At 72.3% G+C, this 16,588-nt stretch carries 14 protein-coding genes; 9 read left to right on the top strand and 5 right to left on the bottom strand.

Features of this window, described 5'->3' with window-relative positions; translation table 11 throughout:
• The first annotated feature begins 84 nt into the window (after positions 1–84).
• The 5 genes from ACYVIH_RS21650 (at position 85) to ACYVIH_RS21630 (ending at position 4,605) form a co-directional block, all read left to right on the top strand.
• A complete protein-coding gene (locus ACYVIH_RS21650) occupies positions 85–1,293 on the top strand; it encodes a lyase family protein (RefSeq protein ID WP_460871625.1) in 1,209 nt (402 codons plus the stop codon).
• Positions 1,290–2,069 (top strand): 3-oxoadipate enol-lactonase, encoded by a 780-nt coding sequence (gene pcaD, locus ACYVIH_RS21645; protein ID WP_460871624.1) that lies wholly within the window; start codon positions 1,290–1,292, stop codon positions 2,067–2,069. Before ACYVIH_RS21650 ends, pcaD begins: the two co-directional genes overlap by 4 nt.
• Complete coding sequence (pcaC, locus tag ACYVIH_RS21640) at positions 2,066–2,470, top strand: 4-carboxymuconolactone decarboxylase (protein ID WP_460871623.1); 405 nt, start codon at positions 2,066–2,068, stop codon at positions 2,468–2,470. The genes pcaD and pcaC overlap by 4 nt, the downstream gene beginning before the upstream one ends.
• 83 nt (positions 2,471–2,553) lie before the next feature.
• Positions 2,554–3,003 carry a type II 3-dehydroquinate dehydratase gene (gene aroQ / locus ACYVIH_RS21635; RefSeq protein WP_460871622.1) on the top strand — a complete coding sequence of 150 codons (450 nt, stop codon included), beginning with the start codon at positions 2,554–2,556 and terminating at the stop codon, positions 3,001–3,003.
• A 114-nt stretch (positions 3,004–3,117) separates the two neighbouring features.
• A complete protein-coding gene (locus ACYVIH_RS21630) occupies positions 3,118–4,605 on the top strand; it encodes an NAD-dependent succinate-semialdehyde dehydrogenase (protein ID WP_460871621.1) in 1,488 nt (495 codons plus the stop codon).
• A 15-nt stretch (positions 4,606–4,620) separates the two neighbouring features.
• Here the strand turns inward: ACYVIH_RS21630 and pgm are convergent, their stop codons facing one another.
• A complete protein-coding gene (pgm, locus tag ACYVIH_RS21625; RefSeq protein ID WP_460871620.1) occupies positions 4,621–6,261 on the bottom strand; it encodes a phosphoglucomutase (alpha-D-glucose-1,6-bisphosphate-dependent) in 1,641 nt (546 codons plus the stop codon).
• A 168-nt stretch (positions 6,262–6,429) separates the two neighbouring features.
• Here pgm and ACYVIH_RS21620 point away from each other — a divergent pair, with 168 nt between their 5' ends.
• From ACYVIH_RS21620 to ACYVIH_RS21610, 3 genes are all read left to right on the top strand, one after another.
• The gene (locus tag ACYVIH_RS21620; RefSeq protein ID WP_460871619.1) at positions 6,430–7,512 is read left to right on the top strand and encodes an ABC transporter ATP-binding protein; all 1,083 of its coding nucleotides are present in this window, start codon (positions 6,430–6,432) and stop codon (positions 7,510–7,512) included.
• Positions 7,513–7,934: 422 nt separating this feature from the next.
• Complete coding sequence (locus tag ACYVIH_RS21615) at positions 7,935–8,342, top strand: rhodanese-like domain-containing protein (RefSeq protein ID WP_460871617.1); 408 nt, start codon at positions 7,935–7,937, stop codon at positions 8,340–8,342.
• Complete coding sequence (locus ACYVIH_RS21610; protein ID WP_460871616.1) at positions 8,339–9,529, top strand: O-succinylhomoserine sulfhydrylase; 1,191 nt, start codon at positions 8,339–8,341, stop codon at positions 9,527–9,529. The genes ACYVIH_RS21615 and ACYVIH_RS21610 overlap by 4 nt, the downstream gene beginning before the upstream one ends.
• A gap of 28 nt (positions 9,530–9,557) precedes the next feature.
• On the opposite strand, the gene ACYVIH_RS21605 is transcribed toward ACYVIH_RS21610, so the two are convergent.
• Positions 9,558–10,850 carry an ATP-binding protein gene (locus ACYVIH_RS21605; RefSeq protein WP_460871755.1) on the bottom strand — a complete coding sequence of 431 codons (1,293 nt, stop codon included), beginning with the start codon at positions 10,848–10,850 and terminating at the stop codon, positions 9,558–9,560.
• A gap of 29 nt (positions 10,851–10,879) precedes the next feature.
• Positions 10,880–12,025: an acyl-CoA dehydrogenase family protein gene (locus ACYVIH_RS21600; RefSeq protein ID WP_460871615.1), complete on the bottom strand. Its 1,146-nt coding sequence runs from the start codon at positions 12,023–12,025 to the stop codon at positions 10,880–10,882.
• 160 nt (positions 12,026–12,185) lie between these two features.
• On the opposite strand from ACYVIH_RS21600, the gene ACYVIH_RS21595 reads away from it, so the two are divergent.
• Positions 12,186–13,997 carry an ATP-binding protein gene (locus ACYVIH_RS21595; protein ID WP_460871614.1) on the top strand — a complete coding sequence of 604 codons (1,812 nt, stop codon included), beginning with the start codon at positions 12,186–12,188 and terminating at the stop codon, positions 13,995–13,997.
• 4 nt (positions 13,998–14,001) lie between these two features.
• Here ACYVIH_RS21595 and hemG read toward each other — a convergent pair whose 3' ends face one another.
• Together hemG and ACYVIH_RS21585 are read right to left on the bottom strand one after the other, a co-directional pair.
• Complete coding sequence (hemG, locus tag ACYVIH_RS21590; protein WP_460871613.1) at positions 14,002–15,441, bottom strand: protoporphyrinogen oxidase; 1,440 nt, start codon at positions 15,439–15,441, stop codon at positions 14,002–14,004.
• Entirely contained in the window at positions 15,438–16,556 is a 1,119-nt protein-coding gene (locus ACYVIH_RS21585) for a TIGR04053 family radical SAM/SPASM domain-containing protein (RefSeq protein WP_460871612.1), read from the bottom strand. The genes hemG and ACYVIH_RS21585 overlap by 4 nt, the downstream gene beginning before the upstream one ends.
• Positions 16,557–16,588: the final 32 nt, after the last annotated feature.

The following is a 16,588-nucleotide window of genomic DNA, read 5'->3' as shown; positions in this document are numbered from 1 at the left end:
CTCGCGGCGCGCCCATGGCCACGCCCGGCGAGGCTCGATACGGTTTCGACGTCCACTCCCGCCCACCAGGAGGCCAGGCCACCGATGTCCTCGCCCGCTGAGCGCGACCTCGACCCCGCGGACCTCGGTCTGCTCTCCCCGGTCTCGGCAGGTACGGCGGCCGAGACGCTCACCGGCGACGCCGCCGTCGCGGATGCCCTGGTGCGTGCGGAGGCTGCCCTGCTCCGCGCGCTCGCCGCCACCGGGATCGCCCCGCCCGTCGCCCGCGACGCCGCCGAGGTGGTCGGCGCGACCGACATCGACGTCCGCGAGCTCGCCGTCGCCGCCGTCCGTGGTGGCAACCCGGTCATCCCCCTGGTCGCCCAGCTGCGCAACGCCGTGGCCACCGGGATCGGCGGCGAGGCCACCCGCTGGGTGCACTTCGGCGCGACCAGCCAGGACATCCTCGACACCGCACTGATGCTCGTGGCCGCCCGCGTCGGTGACCGGGTCGAGCAGGACCTCACCGGCCTCGCCCACCACCTCGCCCGGTTCGCCGACGAGAACCGCGCGGTGCCGATCGTGGCGCGCACCCTCACCCAGCAGGCGATGCCGACCACCCTCGGCTTCCGTGCAGCCGGCTGGCTCGCAGGAGTCGACGACGCGGTGCGGACGCTGCGTGCGGCCAGGGCCCTCCCGGTCTCGCTCGGCGGGCCGGTGGGCAGCGCCGCGGCGTACGGCGAGCGCGGAGCCGAGCTGGTCGAGGCGTTCGCACGAGAGCTCGGGCTCGGCTCGCCGGTGACGAGCTGGCACACCCGTCGTACGCCGGTCGTGGAGCTGGTGCACGCCCACACCGGAGCTGCCTCGGCATGCTCGAAGATCGCCGCCGACGTGCTGGTGATGTGCCAGACCGAGGTCGCGGAGGCCAGCGAGGGCGCCGGTGGGCCGTCGTCGGCGATGGCGCACAAGTCCAACCCCGCCCAGTCGGTGCTCGTGGTCGCCGCGGCGCGGCAGCTGCCGGCGCTCGCGTCGGTGGTCGCCGCCTCCGCCACCGCCGAGCAGGAGCGCCCCGCCGGTGCGTGGCACGCCGAGTGGCAGATGCTGCGCACGGTCCTGCGCACCGCCGGCGGAGCCGTCGAGCGCACCGCCGAGCTGGTCCCGGCGGTGCACTGGGACCGCTACGCGATGGCGCGCAACCTGGACCGGCTCGTCGACATCCTGGCCAAGGACCACGCGTGGGTCCAGCAGCAGACCGCCCATGTGGACCTGTGGGTCGACCGGGTCCTCCGCGAGCACGAGGAGCTCTTCGCATGACCGAGAACGCCGTCGCCCTGCACCACGTCGAGCAGGGCCCGGCCGACGCCCCGGCGGTCCTGCTGGGCCCCTCGCTGGGCACCACGCTGGCGATGTGGGACGACCTGGCCGGGGTGCTCGCCGAGCGGTTCCGGGTGGTCCGGTTCGACACCCGCGGACACGGGGAGTCCCCGGTCCCGGCCGGCCCCTACCGCCTCGACGACCTCGTCGCGGACGTGGTGGCCCTCGCCGACACCCTCGACATCGACCGGTTCGGCTACGTCGGCCTCTCCCTCGGCGGGCTGGTCGGCCAGGCGCTCGCGGCCGCACACCCGGACCGGGTCAGCGCCCTGGTCCTGTGCTGCACCGGGCCCAGTTTCGGCGACGCGGCCACCTGGCAGGAGCGGGCCGCCCGGGTCCGCGCCGAGGGGATGCGCTGGCTGGTCGAGCCCACCAAGGGCCGGTGGTTCCCCGACGGTTTCGTCGAGGCGCAGCCCGACCGGGCCCAACCGCTGCTGGACATGATCGCCGGCACCGACCCCGAGGGCTACGCCTCCTGCTGCGAGGCGATCGCCGGCACCGACGTCACCGGCCGGCTCTCGTCGGTGACCGCACCCACCCGCGTGATCGCCGGCGCGGAGGACCCGGTCAGCCCGCCCGAGGTCGGCCAGGTCCTCGCCGACCGGATCCCCGATGCCGACCTCGTCGTGATCCAGGGCGCCTCCCACATCGCCAACGCCGCGCAGCCGGAGACCTTCGACGCCGCCGTCCTCGAGCACCTGGAGAAGCACCTGTGACCACCGGACCCGACAGCACGCCGACCGGCGCCGGCGCCGACTACGGCGCGGGGATGGCCGTCCGCCGGCAGGTGCTCGGCGACGAGCACGTCGACCGCGCCAACGCCTCGGTCACCGACGTCACCGCGGACTTCCAGGAGTTCATCACCCGCTACGCCTGGGGCGGGATCTGGACCCGTGAGGGCCTGGACCGCCGCAGCCGCTCGATCGTGGTGCTCACCGCGCTCGTCGCCGGACGGCACTTCGAGGAGCTGGAGTTCCACCTGCGTGCCGCGCTGCGCAACGGGCTGACCCGCGAGGAGATCGTCGAGGTGCTGCTGCAGACCGCGGTGTACTGCGGGGTGCCGGCGGCCAACACCGCCTTCGGGGTGGCCAAGAGGATCCTCGCCGAGACCGAGTAGACGCCCCGCCCGTCTGCCGTCCGCCGCCCCCGGCCGGGCGGTATAACTACTGCCACCAGCACGCCCCAGACAAGGAGGCGCCGATGACCGGCCCGGTCCTCGTGCTCAACGGTCCCAACCTGAACCTGCTCGGCGAGCGGGACCCCGCGGTCTACGGCACCACCACCCTGGCCGACGTCGAGGAGCTGTGCCGCGCGACGGCGGCCGAGCTCGGGCTCGAGGTGGACCTCCTCCAGAGCAACCACGAAGGGGTGCTGATCGACAAGGTCCACGAGGTCCGCCGCAGCGCGGCCGGGGTCGTGGTGAACCTGGGCGCCTACTCGCACACCTCGGTCGCGGTGATGGATGCGCTGGCGGTGCTCGAGCAGCCGGTCGTCGAGGTGCACCTGTCCAACATCCACGCGCGTGAGGGGTTCCGCCGGCACTCCTACGTCTCGCTCGTCGCCGACGCGGTCATCGCCGGCGCCGGCGCACACGGGTACGCCCTGGCCCTGCAGCACATCGCGCACCTGGTCGGCCGGCCGCGCTCCTGATCGGCGGCTGCACCGTACCGGCGTGCACGCCCCCGCGGTGACCCGCGCCGGACGGCTGGCAGACTGCACACAGGAGCAGAACGTGTCCCAGGACACAGAGGGAGGTCGCCGGCGATGACCGAGCCGAACGAGAAGCAGCTGATCGAGTCCCTGCACACCGGGTTGTTCATCGGCGGGACCTGGCGCGACGCCGGTGGCGGCCAGACCTTCGAGGTCGAGGACCCCGCCACCGGGCAGGTGCTGACCCGGGTCGCCGACGCGACGCCCGAGGACGGGATGGCCGCGCTGGCCGCCGCCGCAGAGGCGCAGGCCTCCTGGGGCGCGACCGCGCCGAGGGAGCGCGCCGAGATCCTGCGCCGGGCGTTCGACACGGTCACCGCGCGCGCCGACGAGTTCGCACTGCTGATGACCCTGGAGATGGGCAAGCCGCTGGCCGAGGCCCGTGGCGAGGTCACCTACGGCGCGGAGTTCCTCCGGTGGTTCTCCGAGGAGGCCGCGCGGATCTCCGGCAGGTTCGCCACCGCTCCGGACGGCAAGGCGCGGCTGATGGTGCACAAGCGACCCGTCGGCCCGTCGCTGCTGATCACTCCGTGGAACTTCCCGTTGGCGATGGCCACCCGCAAGATCGCACCGGCGGTCGCGGCGGGCTGCACGATGGTGATCAAGCCCGCGGCGCTCACCCCGCTGACCACGCTGATGTTCGCCGCGGTGCTCGAGGAGGTCGGCCTGCCGCCGGGCGTGCTCAACGTCATCCCCACCACCGACGCGGGCGGGGTCACCGGCCCGATCATCAAGGACCCGCGGCTGCGCAAGCTGTCGTTCACCGGCTCCACCGAGGTCGGCCGCAGCCTGTTGCGCGACTCCGCCGAGCAGGTCCTGCGCACCTCGATGGAGCTCGGCGGCAACGCGCCGTTCCTGGTGTTCGAGGACGCCGACCTCGACTCCGCCGTCGAGGGGGCGATGCTCGCCAAGCTGCGCAACATGGGCGAGGCGTGCACCGCGGCCAACCGGTTCATCGTGCACGAGTCGGTCGCCGAGGAGTTCGGCAAGCGGCTGGCCGAGCGGATGGCGGCGCTGCCGGTCAAGCGCGGCACCGAGGCCGACGCGAAGGTCGGCCCGCTCATCGACGAGAAGAGCAGGCAGAAGGTCCACGAGCTGGTGCAGGACGCGATCGCCTCCGGCGGGCAGCTGCGCACCGGCGGTGAGCCGCAGGCCGGCGCCGGGTACTTCTACGCGCCCACCGTGATCACCTCGGTCGGCCGTGACGCGCGGATCCTCACCGAGGAGGTGTTCGGCCCGGTCGCCCCGGTGGTCACCTTCGCCGACGAGGACGAGGCGGTGGCGATGGCCAACGACACCGAGTACGGCCTCGTCGCCTACGCCTACACCCGCGACGTCGCCCGCACGCTCCGGCTGGCCGACACCATCGAGTCGGGGATGCTCGGCATCAACGTCGGCGTCGTCTCCAACCCGGCCGCGCCCTTCGGCGGGGTCAAGCAGTCCGGGCTGGGCCGTGAGGGTGGCTTCGAGGGGATCGAGGAGTTCCTCGAGACCAAGTACGTCGGCCTCGCCGACCCGTTCGCGGACCGGCAGCGCGGCTGAGCGACGTACCCACGCTCAGGACCGCAGGGCGGCGGCGACGACGTCGCGGGCCTCGGCCTGCACCTGGGCGAGATGGTCGGGCCCCTTGAAGGACTCGGCGTAGATCTTGTAGACGTCCTCGGTGCCCGAGGGGCGGGCGGCGAACCAGGCGTGCTCGGTGGTGACCTTCAGCCCGCCGATCGCCGCGCCGTTGCCGGGTGCCTCGGTCAGCCGGGCGGTGATCGGGTCACCGGCGAGGGTCTGCGCCGTGACGTCGTCGGGCGAGAGCGCGGCGAGCTTGGCCTTCTCCTCGCGTCCGGCCGGAGCATCGATGCGGGCGTACGCCGGGTCGCCGTACGTCGCGGCGAGGGCGGCGTAGTGCCGGCTGGGCGTCTCCCCGGTCGCGGCGAGGATCTCCGAGCCGAGCAGGGCCAGGAGGATGCCGTCCTTGTCGGTGGTCCACACGGTGCCGTCGAAGCGGAGGAACGACGCCCCGGCGGACTCCTCGCCGCCGAACACCACCGAACCGTCGAGCAGGCCGGGGACGAACCACTTGAAGCCGACCGGGACCTCGGTGAGCCGGCGGCCGGCGCCGGCGACCACCCGGTCGATCATCGAGGAGGAGACCAGCGTCTTGCCGACGGCGGCGTCGGCCGACCAGCGCGGTCGCGCGCCGAGCAGGTAGCCGATCGCCACGGCCAGGTAGTGGTTGGGGTTCATCAGTCCGCCGTCGGGGGTGACGATCCCGTGCCGGTCGGCGTCCGCGTCGTTGCCGGTGGCCAGGTCGTACTCCGCGCGCCGCTCGATCAGGGAGGCCATCGCCGACGGCGAGGAGCAGTCCATGCGGATCTTGCCGTCCCAGTCCAGCGTCATGAACCGCCAGGTCGGGTCCACCCGCGGGTTCACCACGGTGAGGTCGACCCGGTGCCGCTCGGCGATCTCGCCCCAGTAGCCGACGCTGGCGCCGCCGAGCGGGTCGGCGCCGATCCGGATCCCTGCCTCGCGGACCCGGTCCAGGTCCACCACCGAGGGGAGGTCGTCGACGTAGCGACCCAGGAAGTCGTAGCTGCCCGCCTCCCTGCGTGCCCGGGGGAACGGGATCCGCTGGACGCCGTCGAGGCCGGAGCGGATGTAGGCGTTGGCCCGCTCGGCGATGTCCTTGGTCGCCTCGGACCCGGCGGGGCCACCGTGCGGGGGGTTGTACTTGAAGCCGCCGTCGGCGGGCGGGTTGTGCGACGGGGTCACCACGATGCCGTCGGCGAGGCCTGGCCCCTCGGTGCGGCCCCGGTTCGCCGCGAGGATCGCGTGGGAGACCGCCGGCGTCGGCGTGTAGCCGTCCCGCTCGTCGACCAGCACGGTGACCTCGTTGGCCGCGAGCACCTCGAGGGCGGAGGCCCACGCCGGCTCGGAGAGTGCATGCGTGTCGCGGCCGAGGAACAGCGGGCCGTCGTACCCCTGGTCGCGGCGGAAGTCGCAGATCGCCTGGGTGGTCCCCCAGATGTGGGTCTGGTTGAACGCGTTGCGCAGGCTGCTGCCCCGGTGCCCGGAGGTGCCGAAGACCACCGCCTGCTCGGGGTTCTCGGGGTCGGGCTCTGCGGTGTAGTACGCCGTGACGAGGTGTGCCACGTCGACGAGGTCGGAGTCCTGGGCGGGTGTTCCTGCACGCGGGTGGCTCATGCCCGCATGGTACTGACGGGCCGGCGTGGGACCTTCGGCCCTGGGCGCTCGGATCGCGGCGAAACCCGGCCGGACAGGGCTAGAGTCGGAGACGCCCCGGCCACCCGGCCGGGGTGCCTTTACTCGGATCGTCCGGCACGTACCTGCCGGTGAAGGAGATGTTCAACCATGGCTTCGGTGACCTACCAGAACGCCCAACGCCTCTACCCCGGCAGCGACAAGCCGGCCGTCGACAAGTTCACCCTCGAGATCGAGGACGGCGAGTTCATGGTGCTCGTCGGTCCGTCCGGCTGCGGCAAGTCCACCAGCCTCCGGATGCTCGCCGGTCTGGAGGAGGTGACCGAGGGCAAGATCTTCATCGGCGACCGCGACATCACCAACGTCCCGCCCAAGGACCGCGACATCGCGATGGTGTTCCAGAACTATGCGCTCTACCCGCACATGACGGTCGCCGAGAACATGGCGTTCTCGCTGAAGATGGCCAAGGTCCACAAGGACGAGCGGATGGCGCGGGTGGCCGAGGCGGCCAAGCTGCTCGACCTCGAGGAGTACCTCGACCGCAAGCCGAAGGCGCTCTCCGGCGGCCAGCGCCAGCGGGTGGCGATGGGCCGCGCGATCGTCCGCCAGCCGCAGGTGTTCTGCATGGACGAGCCCCTGTCGAACCTCGACGCCAAGCTGCGGGTCTCCACCCGCACCCAGATCGCCGCGCTCCAGCAGCGGCTGGGGATCACCACCGTCTACGTCACCCACGACCAGGTCGAGGCGATGACGATGGGCGACCGCGTCGCGGTGATGAAGGACGGCCTGCTCCAGCAGGTCGACACGCCGCTGGCGCTCTACGACCACCCGGCCAACCTGTTCGTCGCCGGCTTCATCGGCTCCCCCGCCATGAACCTGCTGCAGGCCAAGCCCACGGAGGGCGGCGCGAAGATCGGCGACTACGTCGTGCCGATCGACCGCGCGGCCGCCTCGAAGATGAGCGGTGACATCACCGTCGGCGTGCGCCCGGAGTCCTGGCGCGTCGTCGGCGAGGGCGAGGGCGGGCTCCCGATCAAGGTCACCGTCGTCGAGGAGCTCGGCGCCGACGCGTTCCTCTACGGCACCTGCGACGTCGAGGGCACCCCCAGCGAGGTCGTGGTCCGGCTCGAGGCCCGTCGCGACGTCGCCAAGGGCTCGATGCTCTACGTCACCACCGACCCCGAGCACGTCCACGTCTTCGACACCGCGAGCGGCGAGCGCCTCTCCGACTGAGCGCCCCGGTGGCGGCGGGCCCGGGAACCCGTCGCCACCGTCTCGGGCCGCTCAGCCCTACCTGCCCGTCCGAGACGCACGAAGGCCGTCCACCCGAGGTGGACGGCCTTTGTGCGAGTTGAGACGGGCCGGGGGGGAGGATGGCGCTAGGAACAAACTGTCGAGTGGGGGGTTGACTCGTTTGCCCTCGTCTCAATCTATTTCTTTGTCACGGCTGTCCCGAACCGCTTGCTAGAAGCATGACCCAGACAACTGCTCGAATCCACCTGAAACGGACGCAGGATTGTGCACTGCACGATCGTGCACCCGAACCCCGCCTGCCTGCCGCGCTCCAAGCCCAGCGGATCTCAACATGTGACATTCATGTTCATATTTTGGACGCTTGAGTCGTGGACCGTCGGCCGGTCCGTACCGTTTCGAGCATGACCTACGCCGGTGACCTCACCCCGACCGAGGCCTGGGACCTGCTCGCGCGCGAGCCCGAGGCCGTCCTCGTCGACGTTCGTTCGGAGGCGGAGTGGATGTTCGTCGGCGCGCCCGACCTCGCCGAGCTGGACAAGAAGCTGGTCATGCTCTCGTGGACGTACTGGCCCTCCGGTGAGCGCAACCCCACCTTCGCCGAGACGCTGGCCGGCCTGGGCCTCACCACCCCCGTGCTGTTCATCTGCCGCTCAGGCGCGCGGTCCCGGTCGGCGGCCATCGCCGCCACGGCGGCGGGCATCGGACCGTCGTACAACGTCGCCGAGGGCTTCGAGGGCGACCTCGACGCCGAAGGTCATCGCGGCGGGTCCGGCTGGCGGGCGCGCGGTCTGCCCTGGCGGCAGCAGTGAGCGCGGACCGTCCCGGCCCGGCCGGCTGGGGGCCCGACACGCTCGCGGTGCGCGGCGGGCTGCACCGTTCGGAGTTCGAGGAGACCGCCGAGGCGCTCTACCTCACCTCCGGCTACGTCTACTCCTCGGCTGCCGAGGCGGAGGCGGCGTTCAAGGGCGAGGCCGAGCACTACATGTACTCCCGCTTCAGCAACCCGACGGTGACCGGGTTCGCCGAGCGGCTGCGGCTCGTCGAGGGTGCCGAGGCGTGCTTCCCCACCGCGAGCGGGATGGCCGCGGTGTTCAACGCGCTGCTGGCCCTGGTGCGGTCCGGTGACCGGGTGGTGGCCGCCCGCAGCCTGTTCGGGTCGTGCTTCGCGATCCTCGACGACCTGTTACCCCGCTGGGGCGTCACCACCGAGTTCGTCGACGGACACGACCTCGAGCAGTGGGAGAAGGCGCTGGCCACTCCCGCGAAGGCGGTCTTCTTCGAGTCGCCGTCGAACCCGATGCAGGAGCTCGTCGACATCCGAGCGGTCTGCGACCTCGCCCACGCCGCCGGCGCGACCGTGATCGTGGACAACGTGTTCGCGACCCCGGTCCTCCAGCGTCCGCTCGAGCTCGGCGCCGACGTGGTGGTGTACTCCGCGACCAAGCACATCGACGGCCAGGGCCGCACCCTCGGCGGCGCGATCCTCGGGCCGAAGGACCTGATCGAAGGTGAGGTGAAGACCCTCATGCGCAACACCGGGCCGTCGCTGAGCCCGTTCAACGCCTGGGTGCTCACCAAGGGCCTGGAGACGTTGCGGATGCGCGTGCTGCACTCGACCGCGGCGGCGGAGCGGATCGCCGGCTGGCTCGAGCAGCACCCGCGGGTCGACCGGGTGCTCTACCCGTGGCTGGAGTCCCATCCGCAGCACGAGCTCGCCCGGCGGCAGATGAGCGGCGGCGGGACCGTGGTGACCTTCGAGGTCGCCGGCGGCAAGGAGCGTGCGTTCTCGGTGCTCGACCGGCTCGGGATCATCGACATCTCCAACAACCTCGGTGACTCCAAGTCGCTGGTCACCCACCCGGCGACGACCACCCACCACCGGATGGGCGCCGAGGGCCGGGCCCGGGTCGGCATCACCGACGGGTTGGTGCGCCTCTCGGTGGGGCTCGAGGACGTCGAGGACCTGCTCGGCGACCTCGAGCAGGCACTGGCCTGAGGCGCCGCCGCGACGGCGACCCCGCCGGTCAGGCGCGTGCCAGCTCGGCGACGAAGACGGTCCGGCCGTCGGCGGCGCCTTCGGTCCGGATCGTCATCTCCACCTCGACCTCGGTGCCGTCGCGGCGCACCGCGGGCACGACCACCGTGCGACCGATCAGCGTGGACCGGCCGGAGAGGAAGTGCATGGTGAAACCGGCCAGGTGGGCCTGCCGGTAGCGGCGTGGGATCAGCTCGACCAGCCGCCGGCCCACGAGGTCCGCAGGATCGTCGTACCCGAGGATCTCGAGTGCGGGGCCGCTGACGGCGGCGATCCGGTCGTTGTCGTCGGCGGCGACCATGCCCCTGGTCGACCGCTGGACGGGAGCCGGGTCCCAGGTCGGCGGCGGCGCGTCGGCCGGTGGAGCCGGCGCCACCGCGGTCCACGAGGTCGGAGCGCTCCCCCCGCTCTGCGCCAGGACCTCCCCACACAGCCAGGCCCGCAAGGAACGCAGCTCTGGCTGGGTCGGGGCGGTGAGCAGGTCACCGGCGTCGGCCATCGCCGCGGCGGCGGTGATGGTCTCGTCGAGGGTCCGGAAGCTGGCCACCGAGTCCGGCGGCACCGGCACCTCCACGAGCGGGCTGCTCACGAACGGCTCGGTCGCGGTGACCATCACCTCGGCCGGGTCCTCGCCGACCCCCGACGGCGGGATGTGCTCGGCGAGGAGCGCGATGGCGTCGCTGGCCCGGGCGTGCTGCAGGATCGGGTCGGTCGCTGTCGTGGCGTCGATGGTGGCCAGCAGGTACTCACGCAGCAGCGCCTCAGCGTGCTGGCGCCAGGCCTCGTGCAGCAGCAGCGGGACGTCCAGCAGCGCCACGGACACGGGCTCCGGTCCCGGGCTGCGCCCGGGGCCGGAAGGCTCCGCGAGCGGGCGGCCCTCGGCGACGATCGTGCCGGGGTCGGTCGCGATGTGGAACCACACCGTCTTCCCCGGATCCTCGGGGAGGACGCCCCAGTCCTCGCCGAGCTCCTCCAGGAGCATCAGCCCGCGACCGGTGCCGGCGCTCGGACCGTAGTCCCGCGGCGACGGCACGTGCGGGCTGCCGTCGGTCACCTCGACGCGCAGGCCACCGTCGACGAAGGAGACCGCCACGTCGATCGGGGTGCCGGCGTGGACGATCGCGTTGGTGACGATCTCGCTGACCAGCAGCTCGGCGGTCTCGACGAGGTCGTCACGGCCGGCCGCCGTGAGCAGCTCGCGGACCATGGCGCGCGCCTGGCCCACGCTCGACGGGCGCGGCGGGAACCGTCGCCGTCCCGGATGCACCTGCTCGCAGACCATCATCACGCGTTCGGGCGGTGCGCCGCGGGTCAGAACCCGAGGTCGCGCCCGATCAGCTCCTTCATGATCTCGTTCGAACCGGCCCAGATCTTGGTCACCCGGGCGTCCCGCCAGGCGCGCGCGACGCGGTACTCGTTCATGTAGCCGTAGCCGCCGTGCAGCTGGAGGCAGTGGTCGATGACGTCGTTCTGCACGTCGGCCGACCACCACTTCGCCTTGGCCGCGTCGATCGGGGTGAGCTCCTTCTTGGAGTGGGCCATCACCGCCTGGTCGACGAACGCCTGGGCGACCTCGATCTTGGTGACCAGCTCGGCGAGCAGGAACTTGTTGTGCTGGAACTGGCCGATCGACTGGCCGAACGCCTTGCGCTCCTTGGCGTACTCGATGGTCTCGTCGAGGATCTGCGCGGCATGGGCGATGTTGGTGATCGCGGTGCCCAGGCGCTCCTGCGGCAGCCACTGCATCATGTGGATGAAGCCGTTGTCGACCTCACCGACGATGTTGGCCGACGGCACCCGGACGTCCTCGAAGAACAGCTCGGCGGTGTCGGCCTCGGGCTGACCCACCTTGTCGAGCTTGCGACCCCGCGAGAAGCCCTCCATGCCCGCCTCCACGGCGAACAGGGTGATCCCGCGGGCCTTCTTCTCCGGGCTGGTGCGGGCGGCGACCACGACCAGGTCGGCGGAGTAGCCGTTGGTGATGAAGGTCTTCGAGCCGTTGAGGATCCAGTCGTCGCCGTCCTTGACCGCGGTGGTGCGCAGCGCGGCCAGGTCGGAGCCGCCCGAGGGCTCGGTCATCCCGATCGCGGTCAGGATCTCGCCGCTGGCCACGCCCGGCAGCCAGCGCTCGCGCTGCTCCTCGGTGGTCAGGTGCACGAGGTACGGCGGGACGATGTCGGCGTGGATGCCGAAGGAGGAGGCCAGCGCCATGTTGACCCGGGCGAGCTCCTCGGTGATCACCGCGTTGTAGCGGTAGTCGCCGGCCTCGGACCCGCCGTACTGCTCGGGGATCTCCAGGCCGAGGAACCCCTGCCGGCCCGCGGCCAGCCACATCTCGCGCGGCATCGCCTTCGCCTCGGCGTGCTCCTCGAGGTGCGGCCGCACCTCGCGGTCGAGGAACTCGCGGACCGAGTCACGGAAGGAGTCGTGGTCTGGCTCGAAGATCGATCGCTTCACGTGCGCAACTTACCGCACGGTCACTTGCGGATCCCTGGGGTGTACCCGAGGCCTGGACCGCAATGGCGTGAAAAGCAACCTTTTGGCCACTGAAAGCGGATAATGGCAGAAGGTGCCACAACTGTGTTCGGCGCCGACAACGAGCAGGGGGCAACTCGGCGTGAGCTACGAAGGACCACGCGAGGTCACCACCTTGCGCCGCCTGCACGAGCTGATGTGCCGGGTGAACGCAGGCGAGGACCTCGCCTCGGTCCTTCAGTCGCTGGTCGAGGGCGTCTCCGACGTCACCGGGTTCGGCGTCGCCGCGGTCAGCTACCTCCACCCCGACCGGCACCTCGAGGTGGTCTCCGTCGCGGGCGACGAGACTGCGCGGGAGCAGCTGATCGGCGTGCGCACCCCCGTGGACGAGATCCAGGACGAGTTCGCGATCGCCGACCACTGGGGTCTGCTCCGGTTCATCCCCCACGAGCGGCTCAACGGCGAGGTGGGACGCGGCTGGATCCCCGACGTCGCGCCGCTGGACGCCCCGAACGCCTGGCACCCCGAGGACGCGCTGCTCGCGCCGCTGTCCGGGCCCACCGGCGAGATGGTCGGCCTGCTGTCGGTCGACCTGCCGCGCGACGGGCTGCGCCCGGGCCAGTTCGCCCGCGACGCGCTGGAGATGTACGCCGCCCAGGCCGGCATCGCGATCAGCAACGCCAAGGTCCGCGAGCGGCTCCGCGAGGAGATCCGCCTGGCAGCCGTCGTCCGCGAGGTCGCCCAGACCGCCGGCAACGCCCTCGACCTGGTCCGCGTGGTCGAGTCCGCAGTCACCCCGATCGTGAAGGGGTTGGCCTGCGACGCCCTGTGGATCCGCACTTTCGAGGGGCAGGGCGAGGTGCTCGGCCGCGGGGTCAGCGCGAGCTTCCCCGCCCCGGCCGTCTCCCCCGACGAGGTCGTCGGAGTGGCCACCCGCCTGGCCCACCTCGGCTGGCGGGGTCGGCGGGCGTTCGTCCTCCCCGGCACCCAGATGTCGGACCTGCCCGGCCTGACCGAGGCCGAGATCGACCACGCGCTCGGGTTCGTGGCGCTGGCCGGATGCCGGTCCACCGTGCTGGTGCCGATGGGTGCCGGCCCGGAGTGTCTCGGCTACCTCGCCCTCGGCCGCGACTCCGACGCCGGCAGCTGGACCGACCAGGAGATCGCCGCGGCCCTCGAGATCGGCCGTGACCTCGGCCGCGCGGTGCTCCATGCGCGCATCTACGAGCGCGAGCACACCCTGGTCAAGGAGCTGCAGCAGCTCGACCAGTACAAGACCGAAATGATCTCCACGCTCGCGCACGAGCTCAAGAGCCCCCTGACGGCGATCATCGGGCACCTCGAGCTGCTCGAGACCGCCGAGGACGGCACGGTCACCGACATGTCCCTGGCCGCGATCGAGCGCGGCGCGACCCGGCTCTCCGACCTCGTCGAGGACCTGCTGCTGCTGTCCAAGGTCGGCGACCCGCACCGGCCGTTGGTGCCGACCCCGGTCGACCTCGCCGAGATCGTCACCGTCGCCGGAGAGCTGCTCGAGCCGCAGGCGACCAAGCAGCAGGTGCGGGTCGTGCTCGAAGGCACGCAGGACACGGTCACGGCGTACGGCGACGCCGCCGAGCTCGACCGCGTGGTCAGCAACCTCATGGGCAACGCGGTGAAGTTCAGCCCCGCCGGCGGCGTGGTGACCTGCAGCCTCGAGCGGGGCGACGGCACCGTCACCTTCCGCTGCAGCGACCAGGGCATCGGGATCTCGCCGGCCGACCAGGAGCAGCTGTTCACCGAGTTCTTCCGCTCCACCAACCCGGCCGCGCTCGAGATCCCCGGCACCGGTCTCGGCCTGACGATCGTCAAGCGCATCGTGGAGCGGCACGGCGGCACGATCGGCATCGACTCCGACCTCGGCCTCGGCGCGACGTTCACCGTGACCCTGCCGTCGACCGCCGCGGACGACTGACCCGTCACACCACGCGGGCGCTCGTCCCCGTGATCGGCGGACCGGTCCGCGACAGGTGCGCCACCACGGCGTCCGCCGCCCGGCCGGCCGAGACGATGCAGTCGGGCACCGCGGCCCCGTGGAACGCGCTGCCGGCCACGAGCAGGCCGGGGTGCCGGGCCAGCACCGACTCGATCTCGGCCACCCGGTCCGAGTGTCCCACCGTGTACGACGGCATCGCCCCGCGCCAGTCGTGCACCCGGGCGAGCACGGGGGCGGCGGTCAGCCCGATGCGGGCGAGCTCGTCGCGGGCCAGCGCGACGAGGTCTTCCCGGTCCGCCTGACCCACCGAGCGGCCCGGCCCACCGAGGGACACCCGGGCGAGCAGGTGCCCCTCGGGGGCGCGCCCGGGGAACTTCACCGAGCTCCAGGTCACCGCCCGGGCGGCGCGTCGTTCGCGGGCCGGCACGAGGTAGCCGTGCCCACCGACCGGCGGCGCGTCGCCGGCGAAGCCCAGGTTGACCGTCACCGTCGACCCGTAGCGGAGCTGGTCGAGCACCGGCGGCAGCGCGGCGTCCAGGGTGCGCACCGCCCGCGCGGCGGCCGGTGCCGGCACGGCGAGGACGACCGCGTCGGCCGGCAGGTCGCTGCGGGTGCCGTCGGCCGCGGCGAGGCCAACCCGGTAGCCGCCGGGCTCCGCGGTGACGGACTCCACCGTCGTCGAGGTGCGTACGTCGACCCCGGCCAGCGCGCCCTCCAGCGCCGTGACGAGCTCGGCCATCCCACCGACCGGCGCGAGCAACGAGGACACGGCCGGTCCGGCCGCTCCCGCAGCCCGGCGGCGCTCGGCGAGCACGAACCGGGTGAGGCTTCCGTGTGCCTGCTCGGCCCGGCGCAGCTGCGGCAGGGTCTCGCGCAGGCTCAGCTCCGCGGGGTCGGCGCCGAAGATGCCGGCGACGAGCGGCTCCACGAGTCGCTGGTAGAACTGCCGGCCCAGCCGCCGGGACACGAAGTCCGCGACCGACTCGTCACCCGGTCCACCGGCCGGCACAGCCCACTCGAGGCCGAGCCTGAGCTTCGCCCCGGGCGGGAGCAGCGGTGTGGTGACCATCGGCCACAGCCGTCTCGGCACGAAACCGGTGAAGCCGTCCGGCATCCTGCGCAGGCGGTCGCCGTCGGCCAGGAAGGTCCCCGCCGAGCCGGGGTCGGCGGGCACCAGACGCGGAGTCAGGCCCAGCTCCTCGGCCAGCGCGAGCCCGGCCGGCTTGAAGCCGACCAGGGCGTCGGGCCCGCCCTCCAGGACGAAGCCGGCGACGCGCTCGGTGACCAGCTTCCCGCCGAGCCGGCCGGAGGCCTCGACGAGGGTCACCCGCAGTCCCGGGTCGGCATGACGCAGCCGGTGGGCCGTGGTCAGGCCGGTGACTCCCCCGCCGACCACGACCACGCGGTGTGCGGGTCGGTTCACGCGGTCCAGCCTGCCGGCACGTAGGCGCAGGCGGGGTCGGAGGCCAGCGGGTCGCCGGTGACGGCGTACGCGCGGCCTCGCTGGCCGCCGCAGACGTCGGCGTACTCACACGCCCCGCACTTGCCGGTCAGGCGGGCGGGGTCGCGCAGCGCCCGGAACAGCTCGTTGGTTCGGTAGACCTCGACGACGTCGTCCTCGCGGACGTTGCCGACCGAGATCGGCAGGAACCCCGACGGCATGATCTCGCCGAGGTGCGAGATGAACAGGAAGCCGCGCCCGTCGTTGACGCCCTGCACCGGCCGGTCCAGGCCGTCGTGGAAGGCGAAGCCGGCGCCTCCGACCGGCCCGTCCCCGTGCCGGTGCTGCGCGGCGATGCGGCGGTACATCGGAGCCGCCGTGGCCTTGATGTCGAAGTCGCCCTGCCGGGAGAGCTCGTGGAGCCAGGTGAGCACCCGCTCGTGCTCCTCGGGAGAGATCATCGACAGCTCCTGGCCGCGGCCCATCGGCACCAGGAAGAACACGCTCCACTGCACCGCACCGACCTCGCGCACGAACTGCACCATGTCGGGGAGCAGGTGGACGTTGTGCGCGGTGACCGTGGTGTTGATCTGGGCGCTCAGGCCCACCTCCTGCGCGTTGCGCAGGATCGTCATCGTCCGCTCCCAGGACCCGTCGACCTTGCGGAAGGCGTCGTGCACCTCCGAGTTCGGCCCGTCCAGGCTGAGCGCGATCCGACGTACCCCCGCCAGGGCCGCCAGCCGCAGCCGCTCCCGGGTCGGCGAGGTGGTCGCGGTGGGGGTCAGCGAGCAGCGCAGCCCCTTCTCGTCGGCGTACGAGATCAGCTCGAAGAGGTCGCGACGCATCATCGGGTCGCCGCCGGTGAACACCAGGATCGGCGACCCGAACTCGGCGAGCCGGTCGATCAACGCGTAGCCCTCCACCGTGGTGAGCTCCCGAGGGTCCCGCCGCCGCTGCGCGTCGGCCCGGCAGTGCACGCAGGCGAACACACACGCCCGGGTCACCTCCCAGGCGATCGTGAACGGTGCCCGGTCGAAGTCGACCTCCGCCATCCACCCGTCACGCGCACGTCGCTCGGTCAGGTGCTGAACGGACATGAAGGGACCGCCTTCGACGAGACAACGCCAAC

The organism is Nocardioides pakistanensis (genome assembly GCF_054781215.1).
Note: the sequence above shows the minus strand (reverse complement) of the source record. Positions and strands in the feature narration are given on the sequence as shown.

Excerpts from the sequence above, each read along its gene's own strand:
- ACYVIH_RS21650 (WP_460871625.1), top strand. The coding sequence starts at position 85 with ATGTCCTCGCCCGCTGAGCGCGACCTCGACCCCGCGGACCTCGGTCTG.
- pcaD (WP_460871624.1), top strand. The coding sequence starts at position 1,290 with ATGACCGAGAACGCCGTCGCCCTGCACCACGTCGAGCAGGGCCCGGCC.
- aroQ (WP_460871622.1), top strand. The coding sequence starts at position 2,554 with ATGACCGGCCCGGTCCTCGTGCTCAACGGTCCCAACCTGAACCTGCTC.
- ACYVIH_RS21630 (WP_460871621.1), top strand. The coding sequence starts at position 3,118 with ATGACCGAGCCGAACGAGAAGCAGCTGATCGAGTCCCTGCACACCGGG.
- pgm (WP_460871620.1), bottom strand. The coding sequence starts at position 6,261 with ATGAGCCACCCGCGTGCAGGAACACCCGCCCAGGACTCCGACCTCGTC.
- ACYVIH_RS21620 (WP_460871619.1), top strand. The coding sequence starts at position 6,430 with ATGGCTTCGGTGACCTACCAGAACGCCCAACGCCTCTACCCCGGCAGC.
- ACYVIH_RS21615 (WP_460871617.1), top strand. The coding sequence starts at position 7,935 with ATGACCTACGCCGGTGACCTCACCCCGACCGAGGCCTGGGACCTGCTC.
- ACYVIH_RS21605 (WP_460871755.1), bottom strand. The coding sequence starts at position 10,850 with ATGGTCTGCGAGCAGGTGCATCCGGGACGGCGACGGTTCCCGCCGCGC.
- ACYVIH_RS21585 (WP_460871612.1), bottom strand. The coding sequence starts at position 16,556 with ATGTCCGTTCAGCACCTGACCGAGCGACGTGCGCGTGACGGGTGGATG.